General features: G+C 54.3%; 27 protein-coding genes. 12 read left to right on the top strand and 15 right to left on the bottom strand.

Going from position 1 to position 22,360, the window contains the following annotated elements:
- Nucleotides 1–91 precede the first annotated feature (91 nt).
- The 3 genes from Q9Q94_RS10185 to Q9Q94_RS10195 all read right to left on the bottom strand — a co-directional run bounded on the left by Q9Q94_RS10185 (nucleotide 92) and on the right by Q9Q94_RS10195 (nucleotide 3,162).
- Entirely contained in the window at nucleotides 92–937 is an 846-nt protein-coding gene (locus Q9Q94_RS10185) for an alpha/beta fold hydrolase (protein WP_305979955.1), read from the bottom strand.
- 66 nt (nucleotides 938–1,003) lie between these two features.
- Nucleotides 1,004–2,647 carry a DNA internalization-related competence protein ComEC/Rec2 gene (locus Q9Q94_RS10190; protein WP_305979956.1) on the bottom strand — a complete coding sequence of 548 codons (1,644 nt, stop codon included), beginning with the start codon at nucleotides 2,645–2,647 and terminating at the stop codon, nucleotides 1,004–1,006.
- Nucleotides 2,648–2,955: 308 nt separating this feature from the next.
- The gene (locus Q9Q94_RS10195) at nucleotides 2,956–3,162 is read right to left on the bottom strand and encodes a hypothetical protein (RefSeq protein WP_305979957.1); all 207 of its coding nucleotides are present in this window, start codon (nucleotides 3,160–3,162) and stop codon (nucleotides 2,956–2,958) included.
- A 109-nt stretch (nucleotides 3,163–3,271) separates the two neighbouring features.
- Here Q9Q94_RS10195 and Q9Q94_RS10200 point away from each other — a divergent pair, with 109 nt between their 5' ends.
- Complete coding sequence (locus Q9Q94_RS10200; RefSeq protein WP_305979958.1) at nucleotides 3,272–4,027, top strand: hypothetical protein; 756 nt, start codon at nucleotides 3,272–3,274, stop codon at nucleotides 4,025–4,027.
- Between the two features lie 97 nt (nucleotides 4,028–4,124).
- On the opposite strand, the gene Q9Q94_RS10205 is transcribed toward Q9Q94_RS10200, so the two are convergent.
- The 3 genes from Q9Q94_RS10205 to Q9Q94_RS10215 are packed head-to-tail and all read right to left on the bottom strand — an operon-like array spanning nucleotide 4,125 to nucleotide 5,290.
- Nucleotides 4,125–4,769, bottom strand: a complete 645-nt coding sequence (locus tag Q9Q94_RS10205; protein WP_305979959.1) for a tyrosine-type recombinase/integrase — start codon at nucleotides 4,767–4,769, stop codon at nucleotides 4,125–4,127.
- Nucleotides 4,770–4,829: 60 nt separating this feature from the next.
- Nucleotides 4,830–5,096, bottom strand: coding sequence for a hypothetical protein (locus Q9Q94_RS10210; RefSeq protein ID WP_305979960.1), 267 nt, complete (start codon nucleotides 5,094–5,096; stop codon nucleotides 4,830–4,832).
- Nucleotides 5,093–5,290, bottom strand: a complete 198-nt coding sequence (locus Q9Q94_RS10215) for a hypothetical protein (protein ID WP_305979961.1) — start codon at nucleotides 5,288–5,290, stop codon at nucleotides 5,093–5,095. The genes Q9Q94_RS10210 and Q9Q94_RS10215 overlap by 4 nt, the downstream gene beginning before the upstream one ends.
- A 688-nt stretch (nucleotides 5,291–5,978) precedes the next feature.
- Between Q9Q94_RS10215 and Q9Q94_RS10220 the strand changes: the two genes are divergently transcribed.
- On the top strand, nucleotides 5,979–6,284 hold the full coding sequence (locus Q9Q94_RS10220; protein WP_305979962.1) for a GIY-YIG nuclease family protein: 306 nt from the start codon (nucleotides 5,979–5,981) through the stop codon (nucleotides 6,282–6,284).
- An 82-nt stretch (nucleotides 6,285–6,366) separates the two neighbouring features.
- Here Q9Q94_RS10220 and Q9Q94_RS10225 read toward each other — a convergent pair whose 3' ends face one another.
- From Q9Q94_RS10225 to Q9Q94_RS10250, 6 genes are all read right to left on the bottom strand, one after another.
- Nucleotides 6,367–7,848, bottom strand: coding sequence for a DUF5906 domain-containing protein (locus Q9Q94_RS10225; RefSeq protein WP_305979963.1), 1,482 nt, complete (start codon nucleotides 7,846–7,848; stop codon nucleotides 6,367–6,369).
- A gap of 14 nt (nucleotides 7,849–7,862) precedes the next feature.
- Entirely contained in the window at nucleotides 7,863–8,927 is a 1,065-nt protein-coding gene (locus Q9Q94_RS10230) for a hypothetical protein (protein WP_305979964.1), read from the bottom strand.
- Nucleotides 8,924–9,208 carry a hypothetical protein gene (locus tag Q9Q94_RS10235; protein WP_305979965.1) on the bottom strand — a complete coding sequence of 95 codons (285 nt, stop codon included), beginning with the start codon at nucleotides 9,206–9,208 and terminating at the stop codon, nucleotides 8,924–8,926. Before Q9Q94_RS10235 ends, Q9Q94_RS10230 begins: the two co-directional genes overlap by 4 nt.
- Nucleotides 9,208–9,516: a hypothetical protein gene (locus tag Q9Q94_RS10240; RefSeq protein ID WP_305979966.1), complete on the bottom strand. Its 309-nt coding sequence runs from the start codon at nucleotides 9,514–9,516 to the stop codon at nucleotides 9,208–9,210. The genes Q9Q94_RS10235 and Q9Q94_RS10240 overlap by 1 nt, the downstream gene beginning before the upstream one ends.
- Nucleotides 9,517–9,644: 128 nt before the next feature.
- Nucleotides 9,645–10,277 (bottom strand): hypothetical protein, encoded by a 633-nt coding sequence (locus Q9Q94_RS10245; RefSeq protein WP_305979967.1) that lies wholly within the window; start codon nucleotides 10,275–10,277, stop codon nucleotides 9,645–9,647.
- Nucleotides 10,278–10,739, bottom strand: coding sequence for a hypothetical protein (locus Q9Q94_RS10250; protein ID WP_305979968.1), 462 nt, complete (start codon nucleotides 10,737–10,739; stop codon nucleotides 10,278–10,280). It lies immediately after the preceding gene.
- 561 nt (nucleotides 10,740–11,300) lie between these two features.
- On the opposite strand from Q9Q94_RS10250, the gene Q9Q94_RS10255 reads away from it, so the two are divergent.
- On the top strand, nucleotides 11,301–11,525 hold the full coding sequence (locus tag Q9Q94_RS10255; RefSeq protein ID WP_305979969.1) for a hypothetical protein: 225 nt from the start codon (nucleotides 11,301–11,303) through the stop codon (nucleotides 11,523–11,525).
- Between the two features lie 547 nt (nucleotides 11,526–12,072).
- Here Q9Q94_RS10255 and Q9Q94_RS10260 read toward each other — a convergent pair.
- The 3 genes from Q9Q94_RS10260 to Q9Q94_RS10270 all read right to left on the bottom strand — a co-directional run bounded on the left by Q9Q94_RS10260 (nucleotide 12,073) and on the right by Q9Q94_RS10270 (nucleotide 14,676).
- Nucleotides 12,073–12,723 carry a hypothetical protein gene (locus tag Q9Q94_RS10260; protein WP_305979970.1) on the bottom strand — a complete coding sequence of 217 codons (651 nt, stop codon included), beginning with the start codon at nucleotides 12,721–12,723 and terminating at the stop codon, nucleotides 12,073–12,075.
- Nucleotides 12,724–13,485 (bottom strand): hypothetical protein, encoded by a 762-nt coding sequence (locus Q9Q94_RS10265; protein ID WP_305979971.1) that lies wholly within the window; start codon nucleotides 13,483–13,485, stop codon nucleotides 12,724–12,726. It abuts the gene before it with no gap.
- A 375-nt stretch (nucleotides 13,486–13,860) separates the two neighbouring features.
- On the bottom strand, nucleotides 13,861–14,676 hold the full coding sequence (locus Q9Q94_RS10270) for an FRG domain-containing protein (protein WP_305979972.1): 816 nt from the start codon (nucleotides 14,674–14,676) through the stop codon (nucleotides 13,861–13,863).
- An 84-nt stretch (nucleotides 14,677–14,760) separates the two neighbouring features.
- Here Q9Q94_RS10270 and Q9Q94_RS10275 point away from each other — a divergent pair, with 84 nt between their 5' ends.
- The 9 genes from Q9Q94_RS10275 to Q9Q94_RS10315 all read left to right on the top strand — a co-directional run bounded on the left by Q9Q94_RS10275 (nucleotide 14,761) and on the right by Q9Q94_RS10315 (nucleotide 22,358).
- A complete protein-coding gene (locus tag Q9Q94_RS10275) occupies nucleotides 14,761–15,042 on the top strand; it encodes a hypothetical protein (protein ID WP_305979973.1) in 282 nt (93 codons plus the stop codon).
- Between the two features lie 3 nt (nucleotides 15,043–15,045).
- Nucleotides 15,046–16,689 carry a portal protein gene (locus tag Q9Q94_RS10280; RefSeq protein WP_305979974.1) on the top strand — a complete coding sequence of 548 codons (1,644 nt, stop codon included), beginning with the start codon at nucleotides 15,046–15,048 and terminating at the stop codon, nucleotides 16,687–16,689.
- Nucleotides 16,690–16,738: 49 nt separating this feature from the next.
- Nucleotides 16,739–16,975 carry a hypothetical protein gene (locus Q9Q94_RS10285; protein WP_305979975.1) on the top strand — a complete coding sequence of 79 codons (237 nt, stop codon included), beginning with the start codon at nucleotides 16,739–16,741 and terminating at the stop codon, nucleotides 16,973–16,975.
- Complete coding sequence (locus tag Q9Q94_RS10290) at nucleotides 16,965–17,678, top strand: hypothetical protein (protein WP_305979976.1); 714 nt, start codon at nucleotides 16,965–16,967, stop codon at nucleotides 17,676–17,678. Before Q9Q94_RS10285 ends, Q9Q94_RS10290 begins: the two co-directional genes overlap by 11 nt.
- Nucleotides 17,679–17,879: 201 nt before the next feature.
- Complete coding sequence (locus tag Q9Q94_RS10295) at nucleotides 17,880–18,686, top strand: phage capsid protein (protein WP_305979977.1); 807 nt, start codon at nucleotides 17,880–17,882, stop codon at nucleotides 18,684–18,686.
- 91 nt (nucleotides 18,687–18,777) lie between these two features.
- Nucleotides 18,778–19,335, top strand: a complete 558-nt coding sequence (locus tag Q9Q94_RS10300; protein WP_305979978.1) for a hypothetical protein — start codon at nucleotides 18,778–18,780, stop codon at nucleotides 19,333–19,335.
- A 3-nt stretch (nucleotides 19,336–19,338) separates the two neighbouring features.
- Nucleotides 19,339–21,306, top strand: a complete 1,968-nt coding sequence (locus tag Q9Q94_RS10305; RefSeq protein WP_305979979.1) for a hypothetical protein — start codon at nucleotides 19,339–19,341, stop codon at nucleotides 21,304–21,306.
- Nucleotides 21,307–21,317: 11 nt separating this feature from the next.
- Nucleotides 21,318–21,779: a GNAT family N-acetyltransferase gene (locus tag Q9Q94_RS10310; protein ID WP_305979980.1), complete on the top strand. Its 462-nt coding sequence runs from the start codon at nucleotides 21,318–21,320 to the stop codon at nucleotides 21,777–21,779.
- 9 nt (nucleotides 21,780–21,788) lie between these two features.
- Entirely contained in the window at nucleotides 21,789–22,358 is a 570-nt protein-coding gene (locus Q9Q94_RS10315; RefSeq protein ID WP_305979981.1) for a hypothetical protein, read from the top strand.
- The last annotated feature ends 2 nt before the right edge of the window (nucleotides 22,359–22,360 follow it).

Here is a 22,360-nt window from a genome sequence, read left to right on the forward strand (position 1 = left end):
GGACTGTAATGGTTGGCGGATGGGCAAGCATACCTCCGGCGTACCGCCGTCACTTGATCGCAATGCGCATATTCCCGAAGCCTGCCGGCATTCACGGCCGCAGCAGAAAATCCCGCACGACGGCAATCTGGGCCGGATCCATCAGCATCGGAGCATGTCCCACGGCGGCTATTTCGACACTCTCCGCACACGGCCCACGCCGGCTCATCTCGGCCACGGTGGCTGCGCCGAGGAGATCGGATTCTGCCCCGCGCAGCACCAGCGTCGGGCAATGGATCTGTTCGTACACCGACCACAAATTTACATTGGCATTGCCCAATGTGGAACGCATGGTGTCGCCGATGGCCGGGTCGTAGCCCATGCGCCAGCCATCCCCATCCTGGCGCAGGGAATGCAGGGTGAGGTGACGCCATTGCGCGTCAGAGAGCGCCCCAAAGCCAGCGCTGATCCCACGCACATAGGCCTCGGCAGCTTCGATGGACTCGAAGCGCGGGGCACGCCCGACGTATTCACCGATGCGGCAGATGGCCTGTGCATTGATCAGCGGGCCGACATCGTTCAGGACCAGACGGCGGATCGGCGAATGCGCCAGCGCGGCAAGGCCCATGCCGATCAGCCCGCCCATCGAGGTGCCGACCCAATCAACCCTGGCTACCCCCATTCGCGCGATCAGCGTCACCATGTGCTGCATGTAGATCGGCACGACATAGGCTGCCCCGTCATCAAGCCAGTCGCTCTGGCCCCGCCCCGCCACATCAGGACAGATCACCCGGTAGTCACGGCTGAGCGTCTGCGCCAGCGCATCGAAATCACGGCCATTGCGGGTCAGGCCATGCACGCAGATCAGCACGTGCGGATTATCGACCTCGCCCCACTCGGTATACACCATCTGATGAAGCTGATTACCGGTCAGGCATTGCACCTTGCCTCGACGCATGGCGGATCGGGGGCTGAACAGCGATTTCAATCTACTCAGGCAGCAGCATTCCATGTCAATTCCTTTTCAATCGGTACGGTCATGCCAGTAGCGTTGTTGCACGCTGCGTTCACGCCGCACGGCAATGCCTGCGACGCCGAAGCTGAAGACTATCGCACCATCCTGATCCGAGCGATAAGGGCTTGCTCCGCCATGCACGTAACGGGCAACGATTTCCTGCGCCGGATGATGGAAGCGGTTGCGATAACCGGCCGTAAACACCACGCTGCGGGCCCCGGTGGCGGCCACGAAATCCGGCGTGGAAGAGCTGCGACTGCCATGGTGTGGTGCGACGACCAGCGTTGCTTGCAGCTTGCCCGGCCCCTGCGCCAGCAAAGCTGCTTCAGCACGCTGTTCGATATCGCCAGTCAGCAAGATGGCGCCTGCAACAGTTTCGATGCGCAGCACGCAGGAGATTTCGTTATCGCTCCCGCTGAAATCATCGAAGGGGTGCAGGAGCTCGAAACCGACGCCATCCCACTCCCAGCGCTCACCACGCCGGCAAGGCTGGTGCGGCACGGGAAACATCCGCAAGGCATGCATATCCGGCAAGCTGCTGCGCCAGGAGGCGACAGGGTATTCAGCCAGAAGCGAATCGGCGCCACCGGCATGATCATTGTCGTCATGCGACACGACAAGCCGGTCCAGACGCGGGGTACCGACCGCCCGCAAATAAGGGATCACGATGCGCTCGCCGGCATCCGTTTCCGGCGAATACTGTGGCCCCGTGTCGAAGAGCAGATCATGGCCAGCGGTGCGCACATGCACCGCCAGCCCTTGCCCCACGTCCAGCACCGTGAGTTGAACCTCACCCGCGCCCGGACGCAGCGGCGTCCACGCCAGCAATGGCAGGAAGCTCAGCAGACCGATCCAGCGAGCCGGCACACCGCGCGGCAGAAAGGCCCACAGGGCTGCCACGCAGCAGACCGCCACCAGCCAGAAGGGTGGCGCAGCCTGTTGCCATACGGCCAGCGGCAGCTGCGCCATCCAGTGCAGAAAACCCATCAGCCAGCCCAGCAGCCAGTTGGCAAATTCCGCCAGGGAAGGCAGCGGCAGCAGCGCGAAAAGCAGCGCCAGTGGCGTGATCACGATGCTGATCAACGGAATTGCAATGGCATTGACCAGTGGAGAAACCAGCGAAAACTGCTGGAACAGCCCGAGCAACATCGGCAGCGTGAACAGCGTGACGGCCCACTGGGCACGTAGCCAGTTCAGCAGCCAATGCCCGACACCGGCCTGCTCCGGCACCGCATTCGCCATCAGCAGCAGCGCCCCCACTGCGCCGAAGGAAAGCCAGAAACCCGCAGCCAGCACCGCCCAAGGGTCGATCAGCAAGACCACCAGCAGAGCCAGCGCCATCACCCGCGTGGCCCCGGCACCCCGCTCCAGCCACAGGGCCAGCGCTGCCACCGCCAGCATGTAGAGCGTGCGCTGCGCGGGCACGCCACTACCAGCAAGCAGCACATAACCCGCCGCTGCCAGCACACCCGCCAGCAACGCCACCTTCTGCGCCGGCAGGCGCAGGGCCAGCCGCGGCACGCGCCGCCAGATGCCCCCTGCCGCCCAGGCCAGCAGTGCGGCAATCAGGGTCACGTGCAGTCCTGAAATGCTTATAACGTGTCTAGCAAAACATAACTTACCCTGCTGGCCGTCTGGTGTACACAGTTGCATTTGAGGGGTCTGGAGGGGTTCTGTGAAATCCGATGGTTGGGCAAAGAAACCATATTTGGCCCGGATTTCATCACCTCAGAGGCGCTCTGGACCCCTCTGGGCATATGCGGATGTAGCTGGGTGCTGGAACGGTGCCTGGATGTGCATCAAACCAAGGCTTGCCCGAGAACGCACCCGATCCCGAGGCAAAAAAGAGGTGGTCCAAACGGATACCACCTCTAAAGTTGTGCCCTGTTTCCAAGTTTTTTGTCCACAGTAACGGGCACGCAAACGGACTTGTGATCCTAGCTAGGTGCGACTGTCACTGCTTACTTCTTGGCGGGCTTAGGTGCAGGCTCCTTCTTGACAGGCTTCGGCAGCAAAGCACGGGCAGCTTTGACCTCATCCATCAGAGTCTTGATGTGGGCACGGATGACCTTCGCACGGGAAGCAATCAAGGCTTCCTTAACAACAGGGTCAGTCTTCTCATCAGCGATTTGCTTGTCGACTTGCTGCAGGGTAGCTTCGAGACTCATGGTTCAACTCCTTGGTTATGCGTTCAACATGAACGTAAGGCTATTGAACCCTGATCCCAAGGCGGTGTACACAGTTGTTTTGCAGACTCACTGAGGGTATCTTCACCACATGACTCGTCAGAAGAAAAAGCAGGGAAATTCCTCTATACCTCCGCTCAATCCCCCGCCTCCGGGGCATAACGACGAAACCATAAAATGGCTGCTCGACCACGCCGCCTCTGCATATGAAGCAGAATTAGCCAATACAGAGAAACTGAGAGCACGTATTAGTTTTGTATTTACGGTCGCGGTCACGCCAAGCTTGGCAGCAGCAGGTTACTTAATGACCAGCTTGCGAGGAAGTGCGTTCTCGGAATGGAATCTATTACTGTTCTGGGCCCCTCTCGCAATAGCCATTATTGGGGTTGGGATAGCTGCACGAGACCTTTCGTATATTTTGTTGACCGACTTCAGGTATTCCAGAATACCTGCACCATCCGCCATATGGGATTTCTTTAAAAATTATCAAAACGATGAGGAAGCCCTAAAAGAAGCACAGCTCGGGCTACTAACAGAGTACACAGAATCTTTTGACCACAACTTCAAACAAAACGAACACAGAAAAAGTAAGCTTTTGCGGGCGCAGCGTTATGCATTCACATCCTTTGTTGTGGTTTTCTTATGCATACCCAAATGGCTTTACAACTACACTCAGGTCGATGTAAAACCACAAACAATAAAAATTGTCGCTAACGAGGACACATCTAATGGCCACCACACCCAAAACCACGCCACCTGTGCAACAAACGACCAATCAGGCAAAGCCAGCACAACCTGTTCCGCAGTCTGCAAAACCTGCCTTTCCGAAGAGCACGATGGTCTTTGACTCTGCACACAACGCTCAGCTTGCAAAGCCAAGCTTTCCAAAAAGCACGCTCGTCATGGAATCCTACGACCCGAAGGCAGATACCAAGAAGAAATAATCACAGCGTATTCAGATACGCAGCCCTGACCTCTTCGTCTTGGATGCACAGGTAGCCAAGGGTCGTCTTCGGGGATGAGTGGTTGAGCATTTCCATGATCGTCTCAAGCGGAACCCCAAACGTCTTGTAGGCGTGATAGCTGCAAGTCTTCCGTAAAGTGTGTGTGCCGTAGTTACCAGTCAGGCCGACTGCGGCACACCATTCCTTGATCAACCGGGCGAGGAACGTCACCGACAGGTGATCCTTGATCCGTTTGCCGGCTTCGATGGATTTCGTCCAATCAGCCCACCGTGTCGACTGGAACAGGAAGTCGTGGTCTTCAGCATCGGGCATTGTGGCAAGCAGCTTCGCAACTGCATCGACCACGGACTGATTCGCCGTGATCCGACGAGACTTGCCAGTCTTGCGCTCCCTAGACAGCATGTCGTCACCCACCTGAAGCCCCCTCACCTGCCCCACCTTCAGGCGCAGAAGATCGGATGCACGGAAAGCCGTGTTGATCCCGATGACGAACAGTGCGAACTCCCGTGGCGAGTCAGCCACCAATGCCTTGATAGCAGCAATGGCCGAAAGCTCCCTGATGGGCTCAACGGTTGATAGGTCGTGCTTGTTATTGCGGTTTGAGTCATAGCCCTTCTTGAACATCTCGGTCTCCTTTTCCGTAGCGACAACGTATTTATTGCGTTGTCGAGTTCTGCCGGGTTTTCAGTAGTCCTCGGGAAGCAGGATGCAAGTTGAGCCTCGGTCGGCCTCGGTGATGACCCAGACCCGACCTTGCGGAAGCTTGTAGGCACTGAAGATTCGGCCACCTGAGACAAGAGCCTGCTCGTTGGCGACTCGATCTTCAGGCGGAAGGTCTTGCCAATCGCAAGCGAGATGACGAGCCAGGACGGCCAGCAGGTCGATCCCGTTCTCTTCGGCGAAGCGCATGCAGTTGGCGGTGGTGACTACACGACCATGCGGGAATCTCATGATTCGCTCCCGTAGTCGGCAATTTCAGCGTGGCGAAGGAGTTCATCGCAGCAGGCTTGGGCGTCAGAGATTGAGCCAGCTTCAACAGCGGCGATGAGGTCGAAGAGGATTGATGCAGGGATGGGATCAGCGTTACCCGCCGCATCGCCAAGAAAGGCGGCAAACGAGTCGCGGCAATCAAGATCGTAGGTCATGGAATCACCTGAAAAATGCACGGCAAAAATGCCAATTACATTTTATTCAGGGGTCTGACCGGTGTACACAGCTGGTTTTTTGGATATCAAGCAGGAACCTGAAACGCTGCTGTTAGTTAGCAGCCATCTTCAGGTTCTAACTTAACAGCACATCAATGCCCGTGTAATTTGCATGCCGATGCGGCTTCGTAACTACGGCAACACAGGAACACGTAGAAACACATAGGAACACACAGAAACACATACGCGCTCACAATTTATTGACAACGTCAATACAATAGCCGACGAACGGTTTGCCGCACGACAAATATTCGGGTAAAGTGGGACCAACGATACAAGATGTAGTGGCTTAGGGAGCAAGCAACCACTACAGGTTGTAGACGCGTGACGATTTCGCCGCCTGAAAAAACTCACGGCGTGCATGGCTTCAAAAGCCAAAAGTAAAACTAGGGAGGTATTGCGATGAAGATAAGACTGACAGACCCGCAGTAGGCTGCCGATTGCGGGTGAGATGGGAGGAAGCCGTGCGCCACTCTTGGCGGGGTCAGCGCACGGTGTCCAGGTAGCGACGTTAACGCTGGCGAGCGACGTACTCTAAGCACGTCGCTCGCTGGCTCTAAATTTACTTCACTTTCGGCCATTTTGGAGCACCAACGGCAACGCAAGTGAAAATTTTATGGAGCCCGAAATGGCTGATGCACACTGGAAAGGCGTCAACTTTGACGCACACGCCCCTGACGTTAATTGGAACGACGTTGGCGGAATTTACATCATGGCAAAGAAGCAACCTAGCGGCGGCTGGCACCCGTTCTACATTGGGCAAGCGAAGAGTCTCAAAGATCGCCTGTCCAATCATGAACAGTGGCCGTCTGCTCGAAGGCTTGGCGCAACCCACATTCTCGCAGCCGTTGTTGGACAACAAGCGGAGCGTGATCGCATCGAGCGAGACTTGATCCAAAGCACTCAACCACAGCTGAACACTCAGCTCAAGTAGAGCGCAAGGCAGCAAAAATGGGCCAGTCGATCCATTGACTGGCCCATCACAGGAGAATACCGATGGAACTCGGCATGCGTATTTATACGCCAGCCGCCGACTGCCTAGCCGGAGCTGCGTTCATCGGACCTCCCTCTTTTGCAAAGTTCATCACCAGCGACAACATCCGCTCCGAACCAGCAATTTCTGTATCGACGTAGCGGAACCTGCCCTGCTCGTAGTACCCGGAGTTTTCCTTGAGCTTGGTGGGGCCACCGGCATGCTGAGTCTTGCTGAACCAGACTTGGGCTGTCTGAAACCCTCCGGTACTCATCTTGACGTTCACCTTCTCAGCCTTGCCAACGGGCAGACCGTGCTGCTCGATGTAGGCACTCACGTACGCGTTGAATTTTTGCTTGCCCCGTGGGGTTGCACCCGGCGAGGAGTCCGCCGAATGCTGCTTATAGAGGTCGTAGAGCATTGAGACCGTGATGAATTCGAAACGGGAGTCATCGACAAACACCGACTGAATGATTTCGTCTGCCGAATCGCACGTGCGCAATGCAGCCATTTCTGCCTCTGGCTGATGCGCTGGTGGGCACACGCCAAGCCCTGTTGCAGCAACAACGCAGTCGTAAAGGAAGTGGGCAACCTCTGTCGGGTTCGTCCAAACCGTCGAAACGGCGCTGCTGATCATCGCCTTGGCGGTTGTGACATCAACACCTTCCGCCTCAGCCACGATTGCGACCAGCGCACGGCTGATCTTCAGCAGGCTCCAGCGCCGATTTGACGAGTTGTTCTCAACCTTCACTGCCCCGGTGACATTGTTCGTCGAGATCATGTAGAGGGCGATGTTGTCAGCCGAATACACCCGCTGGTGCTTTTCGTTGACCTGCAGGACTGGCGCCCCAACAAGGTTCTTCAGGTAATCGTTATCAAGCTTGGAGTCTGCGGCTTCGTTGAAATTCACGATGACCTTGCCTGCCAACTGACCATTGAAGCTCTTCACGGCCTCGAACAGGCCTGACCACGTCGATCCCGCACCGAAAACCACAGGGAGGACCTTGTCAGCCAAAAGATTCTTACCTGCCCCACCCTCACCATAGAAGCACAGGCAAGGAATTTGGGTGTCTTCGGGGTGCATGTACTTCCAGCCAAGAACCTGCCGAATGTGCAGCATGTTGTCGGGCGTACTATTTCCGAGGGCTTGGATCAGGTAGTCAAACCACTTGGTGTTCTCGGTCCGCCCTTCGATTGGCTTCAACCAGTGGTCCCACTTCATGATGTTCATCTCATCGTCAGTTACCGGAAGAAACGTGCACCTCTGGATGTGCCGGTTGCGCTTTGCCGCCTTCATCTCGCCCAGCAGAATCCGCCAGCGGTCATTGCTCAGATACTCAGGGTGTGCAGCCCGAAGGCTTTGCTCGGGCAAGCTCGACCACTTTAGGCTTGATGGTAGCCACATGTAGTAGCGCCCCTCGGGAGCCATGAAGTAAAGGTCGTGGTCTTTGATGAAGCTGCGTGCGAGTTCCCGGTACTTCGCCTCAATGGCGTCTCGTTCCTCGGGCGAATTTTCTTTGGACATGATGTGCCCTCCTGTCATACGTGTTTTTTGTTGGATAGCGAAAACGGCTGGCGACCAGCATTCGCAGGAACCAGCGTGGCAATGTCGATCTCAGGCTCACGGAGGCAGTAGTCCGCCATCCAGCCAGGACCGAGCAAGGCTTTGAAGTGCTCCCAGAAATTGAAGTCAGCGCAATGCGAGTGCGAGCAATAGAAGGTCGGCCAGTGACCCGGCTCCGCATACAGCACGCTTCCAGCCGTGACCTGACCAGAATGGCCTGCATGGTTGGGGCAAACCACGTCGTGCTTAAAGCCACTGGACTGACGGATGTAGAGCCCCCGATCCCGCATGAAGGTCACAGCATCAAAAGACTCCCAGACGACCTTGCCCGTGCCTTTCGGCGTAAGGCGCTTCAAATCGACCGGAACAACAATGGCTGGCTCGCTACGGCGATCAAGGTCACGCCAATCCAGCCAATCGCCCGTATCGCTCCACACATCCGCCAAGGCTTCAGAACCTGGGGGGCATGAGGGGATGTAAAAGCCACGAGCCAGAGCAGTGGTGGAATGGTCGATCTTCGGAAACAGTTCGGTTACGGCTTGGCGGCGCAAAACCCACTCATCAACCGGACACGGCGTGCTGAACGGGATAAACACCCGAAAGCGATCACCCTTGGATTGGCCTGACTCGTCTTGCTGCTGGTGGGAATAGCTTGTGTAGCCCAAGTGTGTCAGCCCTTGCAGCTCAACTTTGGCGTCCGCCAGACACCAGCCCTGATCGCTGTCGAGAACAACACCCTCGACAGTCCTGACATTCGCAGCGAGTCGGCCAGCTTGGCGGCGCATCCCTGCATCAAGAATCGGAGCTTCAGCAACCAACTTACCTCCAGCACCGTAATGCTTTCGGGTGGCAGGGATAGCCGTTGAACCGGTATCGAAACTACCGGCGATGAACAGCGCCGTATCTTTATTGACCGTCGGCTGGTGTTTGCCAAAGAGCTCGATCAACTCAGCCCAGGTGAAGCAGTAGGCGCCTTCATCGCGGACGATGTTGTCGTGACGGTCTTGGAAAAACTGGAACCTAAAGGTGCGGTCAGTCATGCCTCACCGCCTTCGCTGTCAGTCAGCGCATCCTTTGCCGCCCTCTCGGCCTTCAGCTTTTCACGCAGCAACTCGGTGTGAGCATCGACAACCGCATGCCAGTTCTGGGTTACTTCGGCCAGCTCCTGCTCAAGCTTTTCGACATGGGCCAGCAGAAAGTCGGTGAGCTTGCCCCACCTGCATTCCTTGAACCGAAGCTCAGCGATTTCGAGCTGCAGGTTGGCAAGATCCTTCCAAGGGTTAGGGATGGATGGCCCTTCGATGTGTTCGTGCTTGCCCATCACTTCACCTCCCTCTTCAAAAGCTGAGAGAGCTGCTCTGCAGCGGCGGTGTGAGCCAGGTTGGATGCGACGAGCTGAGCGTGTGCTGCCTTGATGGCTTCAGCGTCAGCAGCCGTACTGTAGGTGTATGGCGTGTCAGGGTGAAGCTGGCCCTTGGCGATCCGCTTGCGCAACTGAAGCAGTGCGTAGTGGAACCAATGGTGGTAGCCGGTCGAAACCCAAAGGGTCTCGGACACGACCTGCATGACATCCTCAAGCTGGGCAAGCAGCTGAGCTGGGGTGGTGGTGGTTTTGGTGTGTGAATTCATGTGTAATCTCCGTGCTGTGGCGTGGCGTCACCCACGCTTTCAAATGACAGCTGTATATATAAAAATCCAGCAATCTCTTGAAAAAACGGGAGCGTTCAGAGTTGGACGCTCCCGACAGCACTACTTAATCAAGCCTGACGCCAAGGCTGGAAAAAGCTCAAGCTGAAGCACACTTCAGGGTGATCAAGGGCCAGTTGCATCCTGGCCTCGATCAGAGAATCGCGAGAAGGCGCACTAACGATGCAGTGAAGATGTGGCGCCAAGGTAATGGCGCCATCTTCCTCAACCCCTTCACCCCCCTCTTCGAACGGCGCGATGAAGACATTCGTCAGTTCAACGTCCGAACTGGGATGCATCAAGTCCGCGAGGAAATCCCGAATCGAACCAGCAGAGTTGAAGGTGTTAACCCAGAAGGACGCACAGATAGGCAGCTCCATCTCCGACCAGTTCGACCAGCCCCAGTAGAACGACTCAGCACACGATGCAAGCCATTCTTCGTCCTCTGCGGAGAGGTCAAGCGAGCAGATGGGCTTGATGCCAACCGTTTCATCCATAGGGACAAATTCCGGATTAGCCGTCAGAACGAACTCACACATGAACGGCCCGTGCTCATCATGCCAAAACGGCATGATGACCTTGTCGGTGTCCGTGAAGTGCTGAAAGAGCAGTTCGTGCTCAGGAAGGCCGGCCTGATCAGGCTGACGGACGATGCCGTTCAGTTCAAGTGCGGACGGTGAACCGATGTTGGATGTAATACTCATTTAGGCCACCTTACCTTCTGCCAGTTGAGCAGTCGCCGCAGGTGTAATGGCCTCAAGGCTGACCAGATCAACAAAGACCAGCTCAAGGATGTTTTGGGCAAACATGTCGAAACTACCTGGGACACCGCTGTAGTCGGTGCGGCTAGGTCCGGGAGACGACTGATCGCCGACGTCCCATAGACTCGTTTTTTTGCAGTTCAGGCTGGCTGGATCGCCAGCAACGTACCGCTTGCGTGCAAAAGACTCATTCGGGTCGTAATGCAGGCAGACGAATGCATCGCCAACAGCTGTCTGGACACGAAGTGCTACATCACCCCGCTCCTTGAGCAGGCCAGCAACTCCGAGAATGGTCTGGCTCTCAGCACAAAAGTCGAAGAAGTCGTCCGGCGTTTTGCTCAGGTCAGCCCAGAGGGGCACAGCGTTTTTAAGATCGAAAGCTACGCTTTTGGATTGTTTAATCAAAATATTCTCCTAATTGAATTGATGCCCTCCCCCGACGATTTTTGGACGCACGAAGACCTTCCGGGCTGAACGGCAGACGCACGAAGGCGCAGACCGAAAGGGCCAGAACAGGTCGACAGGCGTGACAAAGCCGGTGCCGAGGGCGAATTGTTTAAAAAGTTTGGGTTTGCTCAGATGCCTACGAAACTGACGACTCCCGTCAGGGCGGCACTGAGGTAAAACTGGCACTGCGCATCGGCGATGCTGCGGTAGTCTTTTGCGGACTACCTATGCGGTTGAGGTGCGAGAGCCCCTCAACAAAGAACTGAATCTGGGTATCACTGTGCCAGACCCTGATCAAAAAGGCCAATTGAACGTTTCGATTGAGGTGATAGCCTCGGGGCATTGACAGCGCTGACAGGGTCAGAACAACTTGATCACCGATGGCGGCATGATCACGGGGCTGTTGCTATGATGTCAGTGTGCTGGTCAATCATGCCCCATGCAGGTAGACCTCGACGCTGATCAACAGCGAACCTGTCTCCCGATATCAAGCAGGGCAACTTTTTCGGAGTTGGGCCAATGATCATTCAAGAGGGACAGCTACGAGGCTCCTTCAAAGGCTTCAAGAACCGGGATACGTTGTTTGAATTTCGCGGCAATGCCGGCATTTGGCGCCAGAAGGAATACAAGTACCTCTACCACTACGCCTACATGCCCTACGCTAAAGTCGTTCAGCGAAACGGCGGCTACTACTTGGAGGTCGAAGGCATGGACGACTCCGTCGAAGTCGTGAAGGTTCGATGACGTCGTAGTCAAAGTCCATCATTCGCATCCGTACCATTAAATTAACTAGGGTGTCTGGTGCGCTTGGCTCAGTCGTCTGCTCTGGTTCCGCTAGCTGCGCGATCAAGCTGACTTGGTAAGTGCTCGCGAGTGAGCATATTTCGAAACTGCCGAGGCAGGGTCGGAGAGTGAGCGGCAAGCCGACCAGATTTATTCTTTTTCCAGCGCTTATCGTGATGCACCCGGAAAAAGAATAATTCGCATGTGTGCCGGATGCTTGCTCTGCATAGAATTCCGCCGACAGGCCAGAATTTATTCTTTATTCTTTTTCCTGCAACAACCTCTTCTGCAGCGCAGCAGCACCCTACTGCAATGGCTCTGCATGTGTGTATACACCACCACCCTCTACTCTATTCTTTTTAAATTAAAAGTAATAAAAGAATAAAAAGCAGCCAAAGCATTGGTACCCATAGGTAAACACATACTTCTTTTCCGTATTCTTTTCCGGCACACCTCCGGAAAAAGAATAACTTCCGAACCTGGGGCACATGCACGCATACGCAAGCCGTCAAACACCCAGCCAAACTCGGCCAAGCTTCCACAGGTTACAAACAGTGATAGCGACAGCACCGAGCCAGAGGATCATCGGGAACACGAAGTACGTAGTCTCGTTGTCCCAGAAGACAAGCTTAGACACACGCTTAAAAACAGACCAAGAATGCCTAACAAACGGCAGCTCATACGTACGAATTTCATATACACCACCCGAGCTTATCTGGATACGCCCTTTTCGATAGAAGAAAGAGCACTCCAACAGCAAAGGGTTATCGAGAAGTCCATGGATAGTGTTAGACGGATTGTCTACCTTATTTCCAATATATTTTAGATTTTTACCGCTTCCAGAATGACTCCATTCCAGACCTATCAGCTTATTAACTGATGATTTAATTTCATCTCGACGAAGGCCAATGAGAGCATTTCGACATGCAGTAGATTTTTCTTGATTCCAGAACCGCGCCACAACGTAGTACAGCATCACGGCAATGACGATCCAGACACGTGCGGGATGGTCAATCTTGTCAGTGCCAATCAGCTTCTTGGCGACCTCAGACAAGTCCAAGCCAATGAACCACCAACCGACGATTAGAGACGACAGCCACACTAGGTTGCGCCTGATCTTGCTTTCATCTTCGTCCAAACCTGAGTCCTCATCAGCCATTTACTTACCCAACACCACGTGGATACTGCAAACAATCGCAGCGGTCGCCGCCATGAAAGACGGCAGCAAGAAAGTTAAAGCCCCTTCAGAAACAAATATTGCAAACAACCTCCGAGCCATTCCTAAAAACAGCCTAACCCATCCAATTTTCACAAAAACGCTGAACTCTTCTGGGAAGCGCTCCTTCCAGCCGACATCCAAAACCGTAACCTTCGCGGGGCAAACCCAGCAATTACGGTTATCAGAGTTTCTAGCAGCACCATACACTTCAACACGAATCCTGCTATGAGTGTATTCGCACTGGAAGTGCTTTCGCCAAAATCCATCATCCAACGCGGCTCCAAGCGTACGCGAAAAACTATCTTGCAAAACTTCAACACCCAATGAAGAAGCCACCGGCTCTTTAACAAGATTAGCCATCCGCGGCAGCTTTTGAGTCAATACGCACTGTTCAAGAACCTCCTGAACTATTTGTTTAGCAGCATCGCCTGAACCGTTTTTGAAATACCCAAGAAAAATCTGCTTTCTCTTATTGGCCTCAACATCATTCCAAAACCTGAAGAACAAATAGATCAGCACAAGCAACAGCACCAACCAAACCGTCCCAATATCCGAGCCAACGTTAATCTCATCCCCCAGCAATCGCTTAATTAGCATACTCGGCGTTATTCCAAGAGAAATTGACGCCACGATCACCGACGAATAGACCAACAAATTCCGTCTTACCTTATCGCTTGAGTCTTCTTCCATATCCTCGCTCACTTAAACCCTTGACGGACGATAATGATTATCGTTTATGTGCCACTCTGATTCGAGAAAACCGTCTGATTCAGACTATACAAAAAGTTAATCAGACGGGTCTTCCCAATAAAATCCGTTAATACTCATCGGCATTCAAAACTAGGCTCGACAAAAACTGCTAGAAGTTGTCGAGTGTCCCTAAGTTATTGAAACCGTTACGACTGGCCCGGAGGCTACCGCAGGTCAGGGGGCATCGCATTTCGCAACCGCCCCACAATCATCGAAACTCAGCCTTTTTCCGACACTTCCGACCTGAATCTTGAAAAACCCACATATATGGGAACCGGCGGGCACGTGGGCGAAAACAATGACCTTCGGAATCCGGCGGTATCGGGCCTATTTCCCCAACTTGAGCTTGTAATTCAGGTAGCTACAAAGACCGTCTTCATCAGGAAACAACGTTCGCTCATTCACACCAAGCTTATCTAGCTCCCACAATATATTCACTCTTGACCTACCTTGGATTTTGAATTCAGCCATCGTATTCTCTGCTTCTGAATTATTTTCAAGACAAATAAACCGGTTATGTTTCTGACTAAACCGGTGGATCGAAAACCAACCATGCTGCGCTTGAACCCGTTTATTGCTTAGTCGAGGCTGAAACACCATAGTACTCTTGAGGGAAAACGGGTCGTCAACAGCTTTTACAAACGAGCTACTTTCCTCAACCACCAATTCATGATTATAAAAATCCTCTACATGAAGCCTTGAGAAATCCCACGCGTAAAGCCAAACATCACCAGACTCCTTACTGTTGCAAGCAAACCAAAGTGCAGCCAAAGGATTGCTAGTCCAGTCTAGTAGCCTTGTTTTCATGCCAAAGTGTTGAGCCCAAACAAGCCAGTCAAGGTTTGTTGTATTCATATCAGAATGAATAGCCGCGCCAAAAATTTTTAACTGCTGGAGAGCCTTCCACTCCAATGAGGTTGTATTGGTATCCGGATTATTTCTACAAACCCCAGGCAGAAGGTTCCCTTGGCGTGACTGACCGCGATAAAGCACCATATCTCCGACAAAAAGCTCAATTGACGAGACTCGCTCGACCAGCTCGGTAACGCTTTTGATTTCAGTCTGCTCGAAAATAGCAACAGGTTGTTTTCTTTCGACCATCGCCAAAATACCCACAACGCCTAAAGCGTCATTCTGAGACATGACACTCGTCTAGGCAAACGACAAACTGCCAACTTTCTCACCCTTTTTCATAAATACCTCCAAACAAAAACAACGGAGGCAGGTATGTGCGGAGGGGGTAAGGCGCCAGTAACGGATTACGGCGCACAAAAGGCAGCGGCAGACGCAGAGACCGCAAGGATCGAAGCACAGAGAAAGGCAGATCAGGACAAAGCTGATCAGCAGGTTCTGTCGGACAAGGTAGCAAGGGCAGCAAAGGAAGCTGACGCCGCAAAGGCTCGCAAGTCCCTGCTCGCCAAAGCAGCAGAAGGCGACGGCATAAACGATAGTGAAGATGCTCTCAACCCGACCACCCGTAAGAGAAACGCCTCGCTGCTTGGGGGCTAACGGATGGATCAGCGAGCAACCTCACTCATCAAGACCTACGAGCGTCTTGTCGCCCAGCGCCAGCCACTAGAAAAGCATTGGGACGACTGCTTCAGGCACTCCTACCCGCTTCGTGGCGGCTTCCTCGCCAAGGATTCAGACGGGTACGCAGCAGCCCAGCAAGCAGCCCGAGAGACAGCAGAGCGCCTTAGCTCGGTAGTCACCGACAGCGTCAGGCTCCTAGCGTCATCAGTCCTGGGAGCCCTCACCCCATCAAATCAGCAGTGGTTTTCACTCGCCATTCCGGGTGTCGCATCCGACTCTATCCAATACGACGCCAAGCAGTGGCTTGAGACATCCTCGAAAGTGATGTTTGAGCAGGTTCACCGTGTTTCGAATTACGACTCGGTGGCCTTGGAGTTCTTCGTCGATGAGATGGTCGGCGGCATGGCTGGCCTGTATGTCGAGAAGCGTGATGGCAGGCTGTACTTTGAAGCATGGCCGCTCAAGTCGCTGTACTGCGCTGATTCGCTCGGCTCAGGTTACATCGACACCATCTACCGCAGGGTGCTGTTCACCGCATCGGAACTGGTAGCACGCTTCGGCTTTGCGAACCTTCCTGAGCCAATCCAGCGCAGCTACAACGACGACCCATACGACACGAAGCAGCATGAAGTCATTCATGCCATCCGCCCTCGCCTGTCAAAGAACGGCAAGCAGGTTAAAGGCGGCAAGCTGAACAAAAACCTACCGTGGGAGTCGATCTACGTTCTCAAGGCATCAGGCAGCGTGATCAACGAGTCAGGCTTCCACGAAATGCCTGTCATCGTGCCCCGCTGGTCTTGCATTCCTGACACTGACTACGCAGTCGGGCCAATGTATGACGCACTACCAGACGCCAAGACGCTGAACTCCGTCACGCAGTTCATGATGCAGAACGCTGAACTGGCGATTGCTGGCACCTTCGTCGCCAAAGACGATGGTGTGATCAGCACGAGCAGTCTGAAGATCGGGCCAAGGAAGATCATCTTTGCCGCCGATACGGACAGCATCAAGCCACTCGCCACAGGCGGCAACATCCAGTTCGCTATCAACGAAATCGCAAGGCTCGAAGGTCAGATTCGCAGAGTCCTGTTGGCTGATCAGCTTGGCCCAACCGACAAGCAGATCATGACCGCTACGGAAGTGGCATCACGCACCAACCTAATCCAGCAAATCCTTGGCCCTATCTTCGGGCGACTGCAGGCTGAATTCCTTCTACCACTGATCACACGAATTTTCGGTTTGCTGCTCCGTGATGGCGACCTGGGCACACCACCTGAATCTCTCAGCGGCATCAGCGCCACCGTCACCTACAGCTCACCACTCGCCAACGCCCAGAAGCTGAAGCAGTTGCAAGCTATGGATCAGTTCGAACAGAGGCTTGCCACCAAGGCGCAGGCCGCTACCGAAATCCTAGACCTCTACGACATCGAAGCGGCCACCCGACTGCAGGCTGAGCTTCTCGGCGTTCCGGTATCGACGATCAGGGATGCAAAGGCTGTCGACAAGATCAGGCGTCAGAAAGCAGAGGCCCAAGCTCAACTTGCTGCGACCCAAGCTGCTCAGGAAGCACAGGCTGCGACACCGCCACCGACCGAACAGCAAAAGCTAGAGCCAGCGCTATGAGAAGCCCGCAAATCACTAAATAAGCAGCACGCGATTTGCAGGAGACAACATGACGCAAGGCATCACCCCACAGCTTTACGCAGCAGTTTTTCAGATCAGTCCTGACGGCAGTCGGGTGTTTGAAGAGCTGACCAGTCGCTTCTACGACATCCAATCCCACACACCCGGCGATTCATACGAAACCGCTTTCCGTGAAGGCCAACGGTCTGTCTTGAGGTTTGTCATCCGGCAACTTGCTCGTGCTCAACAACCACAACAAGAAGAGGATTCAAGCAATGACGACTGATAACGTTACAGAACAGGCAATCACTGAAGCGCCAGTACCCGAAGTAGCCGACACACCTGACACCAGCGCAGCCCAAACACCAGCACCCGAAGCGGAAGACTACTCGTTCATCCCCGCCAAATTCGTGCGTGATGGGAAACCAGACTTCAAGCGCTTGGCTGAAAGCTACCAGTCACTCGAAAAGAAATTCTCCAGTCGTGGAGGCGTACCTGTCTCCGCACCTGACGAATACGAAGCCCCTGAATCAACACTTGGCTACTCGCTGAACGACGAGCAGCTATCAGCCTTCAAGCAGGAAGCACTGGCTGCAGGTTTCACCAAAGAGCAATTCACGTTCGCCATGCAGCGATACGAGCAAGCCCTTGCCAACTTTGCCCCACCGGCAGAACACGCAGCAGCCCAGCTCAAGGAAATCTGGGGTGATCAGTTCAACGACAACCTGCAGGCTGCTCGCAGAGCATTCGACAACTTCGCACCATCCAGCCTGAGCCCAGACCATCCAGTCCTGAACCACCCCGTTGTGATGCAGCTACTTGCACAGATCGGCGGTGAGCTGAAGGAAGACAACGCGCCAGGTCGTGGATCACCAGCAGCAGGACTCACCCACGCCGACGTTCTCAAGATGCAGTCAGACCCTAACTACAAGAACGACTCTGACGCCCAAGCCCGCGTAACAGCTTGGTACGAACACAACTTCCGCTGACCAGTTCAGCACCCATCCAAAGGCTCCGATTCGGGGCCTTTTTCTTTGCCCGTCAATAAATACATCGTCATCAACTGACGAGCGGACAAGCAGGTACGCCTACCCCACAGCTCGCCGGTTAGCAGTGCCCTCCCGTGTTGGGAGACAAGCAGAACAAGACAGAAAAACAACAACAAAAACCCCAACACGGAGGTATGACAAATGGCAACTTCAGTAACCAATGCATTCATTCAGCAATGGTCCGATCAGGTAAAGCTGGCCTTCCAGCAAAAAGGCACAAAGCTGATGGACCAAGGACTCACCATTCGTGGTGTTGTCGGCTCCACCTACAACTTCCCTAAAGTCGCTGCGATCACAGCGAACACCAAGACTCGTGATTCAGACATCACGGCTCTGGACCCAACAGCATCAACCGTCTCAGTCACGTTGGCCGATTACTACGCTGGCGTGTACCTCGACAAGCTCGACGAGATCAAGACCAATGCAAACCTTGCAGAGGCTTACAAGAACTCAATCGTCGGCGCTATCGGTCGCAAGGTTGACGACGTAATCATCACAGCCCTAGCTGCAGCAACCAACACCACGGCAACCGTTACTGGCGGCTTCACCCTCGCAAAGATCGCAGAGTGTTTGACCTACTTGAACGGCAGCGATGTCGAGCCAGAAGATCGAGTGATCGTGATCGGTGCAAAGCAGCTTTCCGAAGCTCTTCAAATCCAGCAACTCACCAGCGCTGACTACAACGCCCTCAACGCAATCCAGCAAGGTTCAATCGGAAACGTCTTCGGCTTCAACTGGGTCATGTCGACCAGATTGCCTATCGCAACCAACAACCGTACCTGCTTCGCTTTCAGCAAGAAGGCTCTGGGTATCGCTGTCGGCAAGGACATCACAACCGAAGTTAACTACGTGCCACAAAAGGTATCGACGTTGTTCAACAGCTACGTTTCCCTTGGGGCAACCGTCATCGAAAACGCAGGCGTGACGAAGTTCATCTGCGTCGAGTAATCCATCTGAGCAGTTCTTTGAAAGGCGATCTTCGGGTCGCCTTTTTCTTGCCCTGGCTTAAATAGTCAAAACAAGAACAAGAGGACAGCCAATGTCTCAGATCACGATCATCAACACCGCCCTATCGAAGCTTGGTGCAAACACCATCACCAGCTTGAACGACGGGAGCATCGAGTCCCAACAGGTCAATCTCGTCTGGGACAACGTACGCAAATCGCTGCTGCGTCTGCATCCGTGGAACTTCGCCATCAAGACGGCAATTCTGCCTCGCCTGTCCCAACACGATCACCCGCTCTACACGTACGCATTTCTTCTTCCTGCTGATTGCATCCGGGTTCTGCGCATCGAAGGCAATCCGATCTACAAGCTCGAAGGCAGGAGCATCTACACCGATGTGCCAGTCATCACCCTTCGCTACGTCTTCGACAACATCGACACGGCGTCATGGGATGAAGCCTTCGCCGATGTACTTGCTGAGCGCATCGCTTACGAACTGGCCTACACCTTCACGAAGAGCAATTCATACCGTGAAGCGCTGTTCGCCACGTTCTCCCAGAAGTTTCAAGCGGCGAAGTTCATCGACTCCACAGAGGACACAGCAGATAGCTTCGGTCAGGAGCCCAGCACCTTCCTTTCGGCGAGGTACTGAGCAATGCCGAATCTTCAGAAATTCCAGAACGCCTTTCAGTGGGGCGAGATTTCACCACGGCTACTCGCACGGTCAGACCTTCAGCAGTACGAGCGTGCCACATCCACGATGCTCAACGCCTACCCGCTGTTTCACGGCGGCTGCACTCGCAGACCGGGCACGACATTCATTGATGAGGTCTACAACTCGGACCAGACCTGCAAGCTGATCCCGTTTGTTTACAACGAGTCCATTGCGTACGTGCTCGTGTTCAACGGCGGCAAGATCGAGTTCATCAAGAACAACACTTCTTCATTCGTGAAGAACGGCGCAAACAACTACCAGCTTGTCTGCCCATACACCGAAGACGACCTGCCCCAGCTCTCATATGCGCAATCAGGCAATACGCTGTTCTTTGCGCACCCGAAGTACCCACCAATGCAACTGCAGCGGGTCAGCGATGCAGTTTGGCTGCTGACCGAGTGCGAAGTCACGCATCGTGCCCTGACCGACTACTGGTACGAAAGCGGATATATCAGCTTCAAGATTCTGAGCAGCTCAACAAAGTTCGTAATCGGGGACAAGTTCACTTTCACGGTAACTGGTGGGGTGTGTGGTGTTGTAACAAAGACAGGCACAGGTAATGGCACGCTGGTCGAGATATCGGCAAGCGACATAGCTCCGAACGAGACATGGACCATCACGTGCGTGTACTCAGATTCGAATCGGCAAGAGTGGTCAGTAAGCGGCAGCGTAACTGGCTCACCTCATCTGAAGTGGAGCCCCAACAACTACCCTGCTGCTGTCACGTTCTTCGAACAGCGCCTCTGGTTCGCAGGCGCACCGCTCTACCCGCAAACGATGTGGGGATCAGCTACCGGCGATTACACGACCTTTACGCAAGGCTCACTGGAAACAGACGGCATCGAGTTCACGATTGCTTCCAACAGCTACGACCAGATCAGACACCTTGTATCAGCCCGCAACATGTTGCCCCTCACCTTCTCAGGAGAGTTCAGCGCAGCAGGCGGCACAAGCGGCATCACTCCATCCAGCGTAAAGCTTCAGCCACAGACCTTCCACGGCACATCCAGCGTTCGTCCAATCCGCATCGGCTCTGAAGTGATCTTCCTTCAGCGTGACATGAAGAAGGTGCGTGCGATCAGCTACTCGGTGACAGAAGACGCCAACGTAGCACCTGACCTGACGATGTTCGCAGAGCACATCACAGGTTCTGGCGTAATCGACATGGCCTTTGCTCAAGACCCTGATTACATCGCATGGATGGTGCGATCAGACGGCCAGCTCATCTCACTCACCCTGTCCCGCGACTTCCAATCTACAGGCTGGGCAAGGCACGCAACTGACGGCCTCTTCGAAAATGTCGTGTCGCTGCAGAACTCGAAGAACGATGACGTGTACTTCGTCGTTTCCCGCTGGATCAACGGAATCCTGAAGCGCTTCATCGAAAAACTCGACTACACCGGCATCTACACCGACAGCTCGAAGGTTGTCACCGCAGCAAGCCCAACGAAAGCATTCAGCGGCTTTAACCATCTCATTGGCGAGACGGTCGATGTTGTTGCTGACGGCCACGTTCATGCATCAAGAACAGTCGATGCCACGGGCAGCATCAGCCTCGACTACGCAGCACGCACCGTCAAAGTCGGCACTCACTACACAACCGTTATCGAAACGCTGAACCCTGAATTTGGCGATGGCGGCATGGGTTCAACCCAAGGTCGGGCTCTGTCCATTACGGAAATCGTGCTGCGTGTCCAGGACTCAATCAACTGCAGGGTCAATGGGCACGACCACCCATTCAGGACAACCGCTGTCCCTCTCGGCGAGGCCATACCGCCATTCACTGGTGACTTTATGGTCAAGGCCACCGGCTGGAGAAAGCCACAAACCATTCGTATCGAACAAGTCACGGCGCAGCCATTCACGCTGCTCGGCGTGATCGTCAAAGCAGCAGTAGCGGAAGTTTAAGGAGAAGAAAATTGATTAGAAAAGCCACCCTTGCTGACATACCTCGCATGGTTGAACTCGGCCATGAAATGCACAGCGAAAGCCAGTACAGCAGGCTGGATTACAACCCTGTCGGCACTGCCGCCTTCCTCCGAATCTGCATCACCAATCCAAATCCTGAGGTCGGCACCGGCATCGTGTTGGTCGCAGAAGAAAACGCCGAAGTGATTGGCGGCATGGTCGGGTTTGTCATGCAGCACTGGTTTGGCGGTGGCTTGATGGCCTGCGATCAAGCGCTGTTCATCAGCAAAGAGAAACGAGGCGGCATGGCAGGAGCCCGCTTGATCATCGCCTATGAGAAGACGGCACGCGAGCTAGGTGCGACACAAATCATCATCAGTAACAGCACCAACGTAAATACAGACAGAACGGCTGGACTGTATGCACGTGTTGGCTTTGAGCATGTCGGTTACGTCTTTTCGAAATTCGTTTAAGGAGAACCGATGGCATACGCAACAGCAACCTATCTCGCAATCGCCGCAATAGCAGCTGCGGCAGCAAGCGCCTACGCCAGCACCGAAGCGGCAAAGACAAACACCCATAACGCCAAGATCGCTGCAGAAAACCAAGCCTACGAGGGGCACCTACAAAACGACCTGAACGACCTGGCTGCTTCCGATGCAATGCGATCAGCACAGATCGAAGCGGACAAGATCAAGGCGCAGGCGATGGCAATGCGTGGAGCACAAGCCTCACAAGCTGCTGCATCAGGATTGGTAGTTGGCGCAGGTTCAGCGCAGATCATGAGCGACAAAACCACCGACCTTGCCACATCAGACGCCCTCGCCGCTCTGTACTCCGGTATCGACAAAGCTTGGCAGTACAAAACTGAAGGTGAGATGGCAGTAGTGTCGAGTACGAATCGGGCTCGTGCAATGCAAGTTGAAGCACGTGCTCATCAGTCAGCCACCAACTGGCAGGCAGGAATTTCCCTGCTGAGTTCGGCAGCCAGCTCATACGGTCTCTACGAGAAATCGACAACGGCCAAGACCACAACAACTACAACAACCTGAGG

The sequence above is a fragment of the Uliginosibacterium sp. 31-16 genome (genome assembly GCF_030730865.1).
GTDB lineage: Bacteria > Pseudomonadota > Gammaproteobacteria > Burkholderiales > Rhodocyclaceae > Uliginosibacterium.